Here is a 13,512-nt window from a genome sequence, read left to right on the forward strand (position 1 = left end):
CCGATCCTTCCGCAGGACACACCGTTGCAAGGTAAGGCTAACCTTATTTAATATCGGTGGGCCTAGGGGAAGGGAAGTTGCGGTGAACGCACTGCACGACGAACCGGACGCAGTCCATGACGTGCTCGGTATTGGGTTCGGCCCGTCAAATCTGGCACTGGCCATAGCCATTGCGGAACACAACGCACAAGCCGCGCCCGAGGAGCGAATTCACGCCCAGTTCCTGGAGCGCCAGCCACGGTTCGGCTGGCACCGCGGCATGCTCATCGACGACGCGACCATGCAGGTGTCCTTTCTCAAGGACCTGGTCACCATGCGCAACCCGACCAGCGATTTCAGCTTCCTGTGTTTCCTGCGGGACCGCGGCCGACTGGTGGACTTCCTCAACGCGAAGACCCTCTTCCCGCTGCGGATCGAGTTCCACGAGTACTTCGAGTGGGCGGCGGCCCGGGTCGCGGACCAGGTCACGTACGACGCGGAGGTCGTGTCCGTGGAGCCGGTGCTGACCGAGACCGGCGAGGTCCACTGGTTCGACGTCACCAGCCGCGTACCCGGCGAGCCGGAGCGCACGGTGGTCCGGCGGGCCCGCAACATCTCGGTCGCCGTCGGTCTCGAACCGCACGTGCCGCCCGGTACCGCGCTGTCGGACCGCATCTGGCACAACAGCGAGTTGGTCCCCCGCACCCGTGAACTGACCGGCAGGGGTGCCGCGGTGGACCGTATCCTCGTGCTCGGCGCGGGCCAGAGCGGGGCCGAGGCGGTCGACTATCTGCACCGCTCCTTCCCCGACACCGAGGTCTGCGCGGTCTTCGCCAAATACGGCTACACGCCCGCCGACGACAGCCCGTTCGCCAACCGGATCTTCGACCCGGAGGCGGTGGACATCTACTTCGGGTCCCGGCCGGAAATAAAACAGTCCCTGTACGACTACCACCGGTCCACCAACTACTCGGTGGTCGACATGGATCTGATCGAGACGCTGTACGCGACCATGTACCGCGAGAAGGTCCAGGGGCACGAGCGGCTGAAGATGCGCAACGTCTCCCGCATCCGGGACGTCGAGCAGCACGACGACCGGCTGGACGTGACCGTCGAGTATCTCCCCACCGGCGAGCGGGAGGTGCTCTCCTGCGACGTGCTCGTGCACGCGACCGGTTATCGCCCCCGGGACCTCGACGCCACGCTGGGCCGGGCCGCCAAACTCTGCCTGCGGGACGACAACGACGCCGTCCGGGTCGGCCGCGACCACCGGGTCGAGGCGGCGCCCGAAGTCACCGCCGGCATCTATCTGCAGGGCGCGACCGAGCACACGCACGGCCTCACCTCGACCCTGCTGTCGACGACCGCCGTGCGCTCGGGCGAGATCCTGGACTCCCTGCTCACCCGCCGCACGAGCGAGGAGGGTCCGACCTCCGGGCAGCCGTCATTTAATTAGGGTAGCCTCACCTAAGTCATGGGCCTGTCTGAGTGGAAGCGCACGCGCTCGGACAGGACTTACTGATCTCGATCGGCCTTACCGGCTCCGACCGAAGTCCGATCCCCGGAGGGGTGCGGGTGAGTAGTCCTTCACAGCTGTCGGGGCGGGACGTCCTGCGGCAGTCGGTCAGAGGGCAACGTCGTGACGTCGCCCTCGGCTCCCTCCTCGGCTCCGGCCACCAACTGGGCGAGGCGATGGTCCCGGTGCTGATCGGTCTGGTCATCGACCGCGCCGTCAGCGGCTCCGACACCGGCTCCCTGGTGAGCTGGCTGGTCGTCCTCGCCGTCGGCTACGTCGGTCTCGCGCTGAGCTGGCGGCACAGCGCCTGGTGCGCCGAGCGGGCCGCCGCCCAGGCCGAACACACCCTCCGGATCTCCCTCGTACGCCGGGTCCTGGCACCCGGCGGCGGTGCCGAGGAGGGTCGGCTGCCCGGCGCCCTCGCCAACATCGCCACCGAGGACGCCAAACGCGTCGGCGCTGTCAACCTGGCCGCCACGGCCGGAGTTTCGGCCCTCGCCGGTGTCGTCGTCAGCGCGGTCGTGCTGCTGCGGATGTCCGTCACACTCGGCCTGGTCGTGCTGCTCGGCACGCCGGTACTGCTGTGGCTGGGCCATCTGCTGAGCAAGCCGCTGGAGGAGCGCAGCGAGGCCGAGCAGGAGCGGGCCGCGCACGCCTCGGCCGTCGCCGCCGACCTGGTGACCGGGCTGCGTGTCCTCAAGGGCATCGGCGGTGAGTCGACCGCCCTGGCCCGCTACCGCACGACCAGCCGCGACTCCCTCCGGGCCACCCTCAAGGCGGCCCGCGCACAGGCCTTCCAGAGCGGCATGGTGCTCGCCCTCACCGGCTGTCTGATCGCGGCCGTCGCCCTGGTCGGCGGCCGGCTCGCCGCCCAAGGGGACATCAGCCTCGGCCAGTTGGTGTCGGCGGTCGGCCTCGCGCTCTTCCTTCTCGGCCCGCTCGAAGTCCTCGCGTGGGTCAACGCCGAACTGGCCCAGGGCCGGGCCTCGGCCACCCGGATAGCGGAGGTGCTGGCCGCCCCGCCCGCCGTCACCCCGGGCACGGCGACCCTCACCGAGCCGGTGCGCGGCGCCGTCCGCCTCACCGGCGTCACCCTCGGCGGACTCCGGGACCTCGACCTCGACATCGCGCCGGGCGAGCTGCTCGGCGTCGTCGCGACCGACCCCGCGCACGCCACCGACCTGCTGCGCTGCCTGGCCCGCCGGTCCGACCCGGAGGCGGGCACCGTCGAACTGGACGGCGTGCCCCTGCGGGACCTGGACCCGGCCGAGTTGCGCACCGCGCTGCTGGTGGCCGAGCACGACGCGGACCTCTTCGAGGGCACCGTCCGCAGCAACGTCACGGCAGCCGCCCCCGACACCTCCGACCCGGAAGCGGCGATGACGGCGGCCGGGGTGACCCAGGTCGCCCAGACCCTCCCGGACGGCGAGGACACCGCCGTGAGCGAGGCGGGCCGCTCCCTCTCCGGCGGGCAGCGCCAACGCGTCGCACTGGCCAGGGCGTTGGCGGCCGAACGGCCCGTACTCGTCGTCCACGACCCGACCACCGCCGTCGACGCGGTGACCGAGGCGGGCATCGCCACCGGAGTACGGGAGATCCGCAAGGGCCGTACGACAGTGCTGGTGACCAACAGTCCCGCACTGCTGTCGGTGACCGACCGGGTCGTCCTCCTTGAGGACGGGCGGGTGACCGACACGGCCACGCACGTCGAGCTGATACACCGTCACGAGACCTACCGAGCGGCGGTGCTGTCATGAGCGACCTCGAACTTCCCTTCTCCACAAGGGAGTTGCTGCCCACGGCGACGCCCCGGCGCACCCGGGCCGCCGTCGGCGAACTCGTCCGCCCGCGCCGTGGGCTCGCCGTCGGCGCCTTCGCCGTGATGGTCGCCGCGACCGCGATCGGACTCCTCGTCCAGCCACTGCTGGGCCGCATGGTGGACCTGGTCGCCGACCACCGCCCGCCGGACGAACTCACCCTGCCCGCCGTCCTGCTGGTCCTGGTGGCCGTCGCCCAGGGCGGCACCACCGCACTCGGGCTGCCCCTGGTGTCCCGGCTCGGCGAGACCGTACTGGCCCAGCTGCGCGAGCGGTTCGTCGAGCGAGCGCTCCAACTGCCCCTGGAGCAGGTCGAGAAGGCCGGGTCCGGCGACCTCAACGCCCGGGTCACCCGAGACGTCTCGGTGGTCGGCGAGGCGGTGCGGGGCGCGCTGCCCGAGTTGGCCCGCTCCCTGCTCGCGATCGTGCTGACCTTCGCCGCGCTGGCCGCCCTGGACTGGCGCTTCCTGCTGGCCGCGCTCCTCGCGGTGCCCGTCCAGGCGGGGACCGCGCGCTGGTACGTACGCAACGCCGTCCCCCTGTACGCCGAGCAGCGCATCGCCATGGGCGCCCAGCAGCAACAGCTCCTGGACACCATCTCGGGTGCCGGAACCGTACGGGCGTTCCGGCTGGAGGAGCCACACACCGAGTCCGTCACCCAACGGTCCTCCACCGCCGTGGCGTTGACGATGCGGGGCGTGCGCCTGGTGCTCGGCTTCTACAACCGGCTGCACATCGCCGAGTACACCGGTCTGGCCGCCGTCCTGGTGACCGGGTTCCTGCTGGTGCGCGCCGACTCGGTGTCCATCGGTACGGCCACGGCCGCCGCGCTCTACTTCCACAGCCTCTTCGGACCAATCAACCAGGCTCTCGCCCTGCTCGACGACGCCCAGTCGGCCACGGCGGCGCTGGCCCGGCTGGTCGGCGTCGCGGACGTACCGGTCCCCGAGTCCGCTCCCCCGGCGCCCACGGCCCAGCACCGGGAGCCCGGCACGGTCACGGTGACCGGCGTCCACCACGAGTACGTACCCGGGCGTCCCGTCCTGCGGGACGTGCATCTCACGCTGGCGGCCGGGGAGCGGGTCGCGCTGGTCGGGCCGAGCGGCGCGGGCAAGACGACGCTCGCCAAGCTCATCGCCGGAGTGCACCGGCCGACCTCCGGCACGGTCCACCTCACCGGCGCCTCAACTACCGCCGACAGCCTCCAGGTTGCCCTGGTGACCCAGGAGACACACGTCTTCGCGGGCCCCCTCGCCGACGATCTGCGGCTCGCCCGCGCCGACGCGTCGGACGAGGCCCTGCGCAAGGCCCTGACCGAAGTGGACGCGCTGGACTGGGTGTCGGCGCTGCCCGAGGGTCTGGACACCGTCGTCGGCGAGGGCGGGCACCGGCTCACCGCCGCCCAGGTGCAGCAACTCGCCCTGGCCCGGCTGGTGCTGGCCGATCCGCCGGTCGCCGTGCTGGACGAGGCGACCGCCGAGGCAGGCAGCACGGGAGCACGGCTGCTGGAGAAGGCGGCCGACCGGGCGATCGAGGACCGTACGGCCCTCGTGGTCGCCCACCGGCTCACCCAGGCCGCGGACGCGGACCGGATCGTCGTCATGGACGGCGGCCGGATCGTGGAGAGCGGCACCCATGACGAGCTGTGCGCGGCGGCCGGCACCTACGCCTCCCTCTGGCAGGCCTGGTCCGGCACCCGTACGACAGCCGAGAAGCCCCCCACGCGTCCCAGCACCGGAACGACCACCACCATGAAGGACCACTGATGTTCGGCTCTCCCAGAGGTACTCGGCTCGCCGCGGCGCTCACCTCCGTGCTGCTCCTCCTCGGTACCGCCACCGCCTGCGGCTCCGACAGCGACTCCGACACGGCGGCCCCCGCCGCCACCGACTCGTCGACCGACTCCGCCTTCCCGGTGACCATCGCGCACAAGTTCGGCAGCACCACCATCGAGTCCGAGCCCAAGCGGATCGTCACGGTCGGCCTGACCGACCAGGACTCCGTGCTCGCGCTGGGCAAGGTGCCGGTCGGTACGACCGAGTGGCTGGGCGGCTACAAGGGCGCCATCGGCCCGTGGGCGGCGGACAAGCTGGGCAGCGCGGCGGTCCCGACCGTCCTCAAGGACACCGGCACGGGTCCGCAGACCGAGAAGATCGCCGCGCTCAGGCCCGACCTGATCCTCGCGGTCTACGGCGGTCTGACGAAGGAGCAGTACGACACGCTGTCGAAGTTCGCCCCGGTGGTGGCCCAGCCGAAGGAGTACAACGACTACGGCGTGCCGTGGCAGGAGCAGACCGAGATCATCGGCAAGGCGCTCGGCCAGGAGGCCAAGGCGAAGGAGCTGGTCTCCGGCGTCGAGGGCGACTTCAAGAAGGCGGCGGCCGAGCACCCCGAGTTCGCGGGCGCGACCGGCCTGATGGCGACCCCGTACGAGGGCATCTTCGTCTACGGCAGCCAGGACCCGCGCTCCCGCGTCCTCACGGACCTCGGTTTCAAGCTGCCCACCGACCTGGACAAGGTCATCGGTGACCGGTTCGGCGCCAACATCAGCAAGGAGCGCACCGACCTGCTGGACACGGACGCGATCGTGTGGATCGTCTCCGACACCACCAAGGACAGGGCGACCCTGCGCAAGGACCCGCTGTACGCGGACCTGAAGGTGGCCAAGGAAGACCGTGAGGTCTTCGTCAAGGAAAGCAGCGACTACGGCAACTCCGTGTCGTTCGTGTCGGTCCTGAGCCTGCCGTACATGCTGGAGCGGCTCGTCCCGCAGCTCCAGGCGGCCGTCGACGGCAGGACGGACACCAAGGTGACCGAGCCGACCGGCTGACACCTCGTCATGTGGGTGTGGCCCGACCGGAGTTCCGGCCGGGCCACACCCATAGATCAATCCCCTACCGGCTCACGTGGTGGGCCTGAGCTGCCACTGCTGGCAGTTGTTGCTGAGCCAGGTCCACTGGCGTACGTCGGCGCCGTTCGCGGAGGAGCAGTTGGCGACGTCGGCGACCTTGCCGGTGGACTCGTTCACGATGCGGACGTAGTCACCGGTGGCCGTGTAAACCAGCCTGAACTTCTGGCAGTTGTTGTTGAGCCACGACCACTGGCGCAGATCGGTGCCGTCGGCCGTGGCGCAGTCGGCGGTGTCCATCACCTTGCCGGTGGCGACGTTGACGAGCCTGCTGGTGTCGTTGGCCTGGTCCTCGATGCGCCACTTCTGGTTGGCGCCGCCGTTGCAGGTCCACTGGAAGATGTTGGTGCCGTCGGCGGTGTTCCCGCCCTCCACGTCCAGGCACTTGCCGCTGTTGCGGTTCACCAGGGTGTACGCGGTCGGCGTCACCGCGGTCTCGCCGGCCGGGCCGGGGAGCGTGGTGCCGAGGGCGACCGGGGTGCCGAAGTTCGGGGTGCCGTCCGCGTTCCAGGTGAACTTCTGGGCGCGGGTCGTACGGCCGTTGCCGCAGCCGCCGTTCGCGGTGTTGTTGGCGTGGTAGACGATCCAGTTCTCGGTGCCGTCCGGCGAGGTGAAGAAGCCGTTGTGGCCAGGCCCGTAGACCCCGGCGGCGTCGTCGCGCTGGAAGACGGGCGTCTGCTTCTTCGTCCAGGAGGACGCCAACAGGGGGTCGGTGCCGGTCAGTTCGAGCTGACCGAGCTTGTAGTCGGCGGTCTGGCAGTAGCTCGCGGAGAAGGTGAGGAAGGTCCGGCCGTCGTGGTAGAGCGGCTCGGGGCCCTCGTTGACGGGCGCCCCGGAGGTCTCCCAGGCCAGCGTCGGCTGCGAGATGAGGCTGAAGGTGGAGCCGCTGACCGTGTACGGGTTGGTCATCGGGGCGATGACCAGGCTCTGCTTGCTGCCGCCGATCGCGCCGCTGCCGACCAGGTAGAGCTTGCTGTTGTACTTCAGCACGGTGGCGTCGATGAGCCAGCCGCCCGGGTCGAGGTTGGACCCGGTGAGCTGGTTCTTGAAGGTGTACGGGCCCATCGGGTCGGTGCCGGCGCTCTCCACGACATAGGTCCGCTGCAGGTCGCAACAGGCGGCTCCGCTCGGGGCGCCCGAGTAGTAGAGGTACCAGTGGCCGTCGAAGAAGTGCAGTTCGGGCGCCCAGAAGTTGTTGTTGCGGGTCGAGGTGGTGTCACTCCAGACCTGCACGCTCGGCGCCGTCGACAGCCCGGCCAGGGTCGGCGACTTGCGCATGGTCAGCACGCCGGTGAAGGACGTGGTGACCAGGTAGTAGTTGCCGTCGTAGTACTCGAGCCAAGGGTCCGCGCCCTTCTGGGACTTGACCGGGTTCGTGTACGGGCGCCCCTCGGCCGCGGCGGCGGGCTGGATGCCCACGACGGGCACGAGCAGCGCCACCAGCGCTGCCAGGAGCGTCAACCAGTGACGGGTACGGAACACAGAAGGTCCCCTTCTCGTGGCCACAGCATTCACATTGTTCGAAATCCCGGACTCTGTACGTAACTTCGACCAGAACATAGGTACGTGGGGTGCACACGTCAACGCTTGCGACAGCATCGGTCCCGATTGGTATCCATTAGGTAAACAACAAGTTGTCCGGCCTGCCGAACGTTGTTCGAAAACTCTTGACGGCCCTGGTCGCACCGATTGACACTCTCGCAACGCGAGGACACACAGATGAAATCTGAGCACCTCCGTTGACACCCCCGTGCCTGAGCAGAGGAAGCCGAAACGATGCACCTCCCGAGATCGCGCGGCCGTACAAGACCCTGGTCACAACGGCTCGCCGGACTGACCGCCGCATCGCTTCTGCTGGGCCTGGCAGGCCCGTTGACGATGTCGGCCCCCGCCCAGGCCGCCGCGTCGGACATCACCGACGGTCTGGCCCTCTGGTACAAGCTCGACGCCGCCTCCGGCACCACCGTCACCGACGCCTCGGGCAACGGCCGTACGGGCACGCTGAACGGCACCGCCGGCTGGACCAACTCCGGTGAGGGCCTTGCCTTCAACGGCTCCGACACCTACGTCAAGGTGCCGGACAACATCATGAGCGGGCTCAACTCGATCACCGTCTCGATGGACGTGAAGATCGACTCGACGCAGTCCAACCCGTACTTCATCTACGGCTTCGGCAACACCAGCGGCACGGTCGGCAACGGCTACCTGTTCACCACGGGCAACTCCTACCGGACCTCCATCGCCAGCGGCAACTGGTCGACGGAGCAGACGACCCGGACCGCCGGCACCAACCTCCAGCGCGCCGTCTGGAAGCAGATCACCTACACCCAGACCGGCAACACGGGCGTGCTGTACGAGGACGGCGTGGAGGTCGGCCGCAACACGGCGGTCACCCTCACCCCCGGCTCCATCGGCTCGGGCACGACCACCGCCAACTACATAGGCAAGTCGGTCTACCCCGGCGACAACCTCTTCAAGGGCAACATCCGCGACTTCCGGGTCTACGACCGGGCGTTGGCGACCACAGAGGTCGAGGAACTCTCCCTCCCCGTCGCCACGCAGGGCGTCGCCGCCGACAAGTCGGCCCTGACCCTGGGCGACACCAGCGCGGTCATCACCGACCTCACCCTGCCGAGCGCGGGCCCGGCCGGCGGCTCCGCCATCACCTGGGCGACCGACAACGCCTCCGTGGTCTCCGCGACCGGCACGGTGACCCGCCCGGCCGCAGGGCAGCCCGACGGCCACGCGACGCTCACGGCGACCCTGAAGAAGGGCCCGGTGAGCGACACCAAGACCTTCGACGTCACGGTCCCGGCCACCTTCGACGACACGACGGCCGTCCAGCAGGCCTCGGACGCGCTGACCGTCCCGAACATCGACGACGTACGAGGCAACATCACGCTGCCTTCAACGGGCGCCTACGGCACGGCGGTTGCCTGGTCCTCGGCGAACCCGGACGTCATCTCGGCCGACGGTGTGGTCCACCGCCCCGCGCACGGCGCCGGCGGTACGACGGCCGACCTGACCGCGACCATCACCAAGGGCACGGCCACCACGACCCGCACGTTCACCGCGAAGGTCCCCGAACTCCCCGCGAAGGAAGCCCTCAAGGGCTACATGTTCAGCTACTTCACCGGCGAGGGCACCTCGGACGGCGAGCAGCTCTACGCGGCCCTCAGCAAGGGCAACGACCCGCTGAAGTGGCGGGAGTTGAACGACGGCAAGCCCGTCCTGACCTCCACGCTCGGTGAGAAGGGTCTGCGCGACCCGTTCATCATCCGCTCCCCCGAGGGCGACAAGTTCTACCAGATCGCCACCGACCTGCGGATCTACGGCAACGGCGACTGGGACGCCTCCCAGCGCACCGGCAGCAAGTCGATCATGGTCTGGGAGTCCACCGACCTGGTCCACTGGACCGACCAGCGCCTGGTGAAGGTCTCCCCCGACTCGGCGGGCAACACCTGGGCGCCGGAGGCGTTCTACGACGACGAGCTGGGCTCGTACGTCGTCTTCTGGGCGTCGAAGCTGTACGACAACGCCGACCACTCCGGCGACACGTACAACCGCATGATGTACGCGACGACCCGTGACTTCCGCACCTTCAGCGCGCCCAAGGTGTGGATCGACCGCGGCTACTCGGTCATCGACTCCACGATGATCAAGGACAAGGACACCTACTACCGGCTCTCCAAGGACGAGCGGAACAACAGCTCCTCGACGCCGAACAGCAAGTTCATCTTCGAGGAGAAGAGCGACTCGATCCTCAACCCGTCCTACACCGCCGTCGCCGAGGGCATCGGCAAGGGCGCGATGAGCGCGGCCGAGGGTCCGCTGGTGTTCAAGTCGAACACCGAGGAGAAGTGGTACGCGTTCCTCGACGAGTTCGGCGGTCGCGGCTACATCCCCTTCGAGACGACGGACCTGGCGTCCGGCGTCTGGACCCCGTCCACCAGTTACGACCTGCCGTCAAAGCCCCGCCACGGCACGGTACTTCCGGTCACGCAGGCCGAGTACGACCGGCTGCTGAAGACCTACCAGCCGGACCAGATCATCACCAGCGCCGAGGACGTCAAGGTCGTCACGCGCATCGGTGACGCCCCGGTCCTGCCCGCCACCGTCATCGCCGAGTCGGCGGAGGGTGTGAAGCGGCCCGTCGCCGTCACCTGGGCGGCAGTCGACGCCTCGCAGTACGCACAGGCCGGCACCTTCACGGTGAAGGGCGACCTCGCGGGCGACTCCGCGATCGCGGTCAGCGCCGAGGTCACGGTCTCCGCCGAGGGCCCGGACGTCCCGGCCGACCTGCTCCTGCACTACGACTTCGACGAGACCGGCGGCAGCATCGCCCGCGACTCCAGCGGCCACGGCTACCACGGCACCTACGTCCGAACTCCCGACTTCGGTACGGGAGTCGAGGGCGGCTCCTTCAAGATGTCCGGCGGCAACAGCAGTTCCAGCTCGCCGTACGTCAAGATTCCGGGCGGCGTGCTGAAGGACACCACCAGCGTCACCGTCTCCACGTACGTGAAGTGGAAGGGCGGCGACAACTTCCAGTGGCTGTTCGGCCTCGGCCCGGACAGCAACAAGTACCTGTTCGCCACCCCGTCCAACGGCGGCGGCAAGCTGTTCTCCGCGATCACCAAGGCCACCTGGTCCGGTGAGAAGCAGATGATCGGCGGCTCCCCGCTCACGGCCGGCCAGTGGCAGCACGTCACCGTCACGCTGGACGGCGCGACCGAGACGGCGATCCTCTACGTGGACGGCGCCGAGATCGCCCGCGTCAGCGGCGTCACCATCAAGCCGTCCGAGCTGTACGACTCGGCGAAGGACTACTCCGGCTACATCGGCAAGTCCCTGTACTCTCCGGACCCGTACTTCGGCGGCGAGGTCGACGACTTCCGGATCTACAACCGGGCCCTGACGCCCGCCGAGGTCCTGGAGATCAGCGGCAACACCACCGGGATCGCCGCGGTGACCCACCCGGCGCTCAAGGTCGACGCGATCATCACCGACAAGCTGAGCAAGGTCGTCCTGCCGCTCGTCCCGGGCAGCAACCTCAAGGCCCTGGCGCCGAAGTTCACCCTGGCCCACGGCGCGACCATCAGCCCCGCCTCCGGCACCCTGCGCGACTTCACCAAGCCGGTGACGTACGAGGTGACCGGCTCCGACGGCAAGAAGCGCACCTGGACGGTGTCGGCCGTGGAGATGAAGAGCCCGGTGCTGCCGGGGCTCAACGCCGACCCGAACATCGTCCGCTTCGGCGACACCTTCTACATCTACCCGACCACCGACGGCTTCGAGGGCTGGAGCGGTACGCAGTTCAAGGCGTACTCCTCCACCGACCTGGTCCACTGGAAGGACCACGGCGTCATCCTCGACCTCGGTCCCGACATCAGCTGGGCGGACAGCCGCGCCTGGGCGCCGGCCATCGAGGAGCGCAACGGCAAGTACTACTTCTACTTCTGCGCCGACGCGAACATCGGTGTGGCGGTGTCGGACTCCCCGACGGGCCCCTTCAAGGACGCCCTGGGCAAGCCGCTGCTGAAGGCCGGTGCCTACCCGGGCCAGATGATCGACCCGGCGGCCTTCACCGACGACGACGGCCAGTCGTACCTGTACTGGGGCAACGGCCGGGCCTACGTGGTACCGCTGAACAACGACATGATCTCCTTCGACGCGTCGAAGGTCACCGACATGACGCCCAGCAACTACAACGAGGGCACGTTCGTCATCAAGCGCAAGGGCACCTACTACTTCATGTGGTCGGAGAACGACACACGTGACGAGAACTACCAGGTCGCCTACGCCACCGGCCCCTCGCCCACCGGCCCCTGGACCAAGCAGGGCCTGATCCTGGAGAAGGACCTCTCCCTCGGTATCAAGGGCCCCGGCCACCACTCGGTGGTCAACGTCCCGAACACCGACGACTGGTACATCGCCTACCACCGCTTCGCGATCCCCGGCGGCGACGGCATGCACCGCGAAACCACCATTGACAAGCTGGAGTTCGACGCCAACGGTCTGATCAAGAAGGTCGTCCCGACCCTGTCCAGCATCGACCCGGTGACGATCGTCCACGCCGGCGCGGACACCACGGGCCAGGAAGGCAGCAAGATCCCGCTCACGGGCAGCATCTCGGGGGCAGGAAAGCCGAGTTGGAGCGTCGGGGCGAACGTCCCCTGCACCTTCTCCAGCAGGACCACGGTCCCGACGTCCATCACCTGCACGGACAACGGCACCTACGAGGTCACGCTGACCGGAGGCCGCAGCAAGGACACCCTCACGGTGACCGTCAGCAACGCGCCCCCCGTCATCACCTCGGTCCAGGGCCCGAAGACCCCGGTCCCGGCGGGCAAGCAGACCCCGGTCCGCCTCACGGTGAAGTTCACCGACCCGGGCAAGTCCGACACCCACACCTGCAAGATCGACTGGAAGGACGGCACGACCCCGACCTCCGGCAGGGTCACCGGCTCCACCTGCGAGGCGAGCCACGCCTACCTGTCGGCGGGCATCGTCCGCCCGACGGTCACGGTGACGGACGACGACAAGGCGACGGCCACGGTCCAGCTCCCCGAGCTGGTCGTGTACGACCCCAAGGCGGGACCCGCGAAGGGCACGGGAGTCATCCCGTCCCGGGCCGGTGCCTACCCGGCCGACCCGAAGCTGACCGGCAAGGCGTCGTTCTCCTTCGACGTCTCCTACCGCAAGGACGCCAAGGTCCCGACCGGCAGGCTGTCCTTCGACTTCAAGGCGGCCGGCAAGTCCAAGGCGAGCGTGCAGCTGCGCGCCACGTCCTCCGACTGGCTGCTGGTGAAGGGCAAGAAGGCCGTGTACCAGGGCTCCGGCTCGGTGAACGGCAAGAGCGGTTACGCCTTCCGCGTCACGGCGACGGACGGGCCCGACACCTTCCGGATCGTGATCTGGAAGAAGTCCTCGGGGGCGGTCGTCTACGACAACCTCACCGGGACCGCGACGAAGGGCATCGTCGTCGGCCGCTAGGCCGGATGCCCTGAGCACGGCGGGAAACCGCGACAACTGGATCCGAGGGCGCGTACCCCGGGCCGGGCCTCACCGCCCGCCCGAGGTGCGCGCCCTCGGCGTTCTGGTGCCCTGCGGCCATCATGTGATTTCCTGGCCGCATGACCGTGCTCGTGTCCCGCCGCCACGTCGACTACGCGCGTGTCACCACCATGGGCTGTCCGTCCGCGAGCTGACACCACGCTCCGGCCCTCTCCTCCCCCTCCCTTCACCCCCTTCTCCTCACCGCGATCCGCGCTGCCCGTGAAAGGCTCCCC

Annotated in this window: 6 protein-coding genes; 5 read left to right on the plus strand and 1 reads right to left on the minus strand. The window is 69.0% G+C overall.

Annotation, left to right across the window (positions count from 1 at the left end):
• Positions 1 to 82 precede the first annotated feature (82 nt).
• The 4 genes from CW359_RS11885 (at position 83) to CW359_RS11900 (ending at position 6,142) form a co-directional block, all read left to right on the plus strand.
• A complete protein-coding gene (locus tag CW359_RS11885) occupies positions 83 to 1,435 on the plus strand; it encodes a lysine N(6)-hydroxylase/L-ornithine N(5)-oxygenase family protein (protein ID WP_105969828.1) in 1,353 nt (450 codons plus the stop codon).
• 119 nt (positions 1,436 to 1,554) lie between these two features.
• The gene (locus CW359_RS11890) at positions 1,555 to 3,252 is read left to right on the plus strand and encodes an ABC transporter ATP-binding protein (protein ID WP_105969829.1); all 1,698 of its coding nucleotides are present in this window, start codon (positions 1,555 to 1,557) and stop codon (positions 3,250 to 3,252) included.
• Positions 3,249 to 5,078, plus strand: a complete 1,830-nt coding sequence (locus CW359_RS11895; protein WP_105969830.1) for an ABC transporter ATP-binding protein — start codon at positions 3,249 to 3,251, stop codon at positions 5,076 to 5,078. Before CW359_RS11890 ends, CW359_RS11895 begins: the two co-directional genes overlap by 4 nt.
• Positions 5,078 to 6,142 (plus strand): iron-siderophore ABC transporter substrate-binding protein, encoded by a 1,065-nt coding sequence (locus CW359_RS11900; protein WP_105969831.1) that lies wholly within the window; start codon positions 5,078 to 5,080, stop codon positions 6,140 to 6,142. The genes CW359_RS11895 and CW359_RS11900 overlap by 1 nt, the downstream gene beginning before the upstream one ends.
• 72 nt (positions 6,143 to 6,214) lie before the next feature.
• Here CW359_RS11900 and CW359_RS11905 read toward each other — a convergent pair whose 3' ends face one another.
• Positions 6,215 to 7,702, minus strand: coding sequence for a family 43 glycosylhydrolase (locus CW359_RS11905; RefSeq protein ID WP_105969832.1), 1,488 nt, complete (start codon positions 7,700 to 7,702; stop codon positions 6,215 to 6,217).
• A 294-nt stretch (positions 7,703 to 7,996) separates the two neighbouring features.
• On the opposite strand from CW359_RS11905, the gene CW359_RS11910 reads away from it, so the two are divergent.
• Positions 7,997 to 13,216: a family 43 glycosylhydrolase gene (locus CW359_RS11910; protein WP_105969833.1), complete on the plus strand. Its 5,220-nt coding sequence runs from the start codon at positions 7,997 to 7,999 to the stop codon at positions 13,214 to 13,216.
• Positions 13,217 to 13,512: the final 296 nt, after the last annotated feature.

Source organism: Streptomyces geranii, assembly GCF_002954775.1.
Lineage (GTDB): Bacteria > Actinomycetota > Actinomycetes > Streptomycetales > Streptomycetaceae > Streptomyces > Streptomyces geranii.

What these genes read in the sequence shown, in the direction of transcription:
- CW359_RS11900 (WP_105969831.1), top strand. Translation starts at nt 5,078, where the DNA reads ATGTTCGGCTCTCCCAGAGGTACTCGGCTCGCCGCGGCGCTCACCTCC.
- CW359_RS11910 (WP_105969833.1), top strand. Translation starts at nt 7,997, where the DNA reads ATGCACCTCCCGAGATCGCGCGGCCGTACAAGACCCTGGTCACAACGG.
- CW359_RS11895 (WP_105969830.1), top strand. Translation starts at nt 3,249, where the DNA reads ATGAGCGACCTCGAACTTCCCTTCTCCACAAGGGAGTTGCTGCCCACG.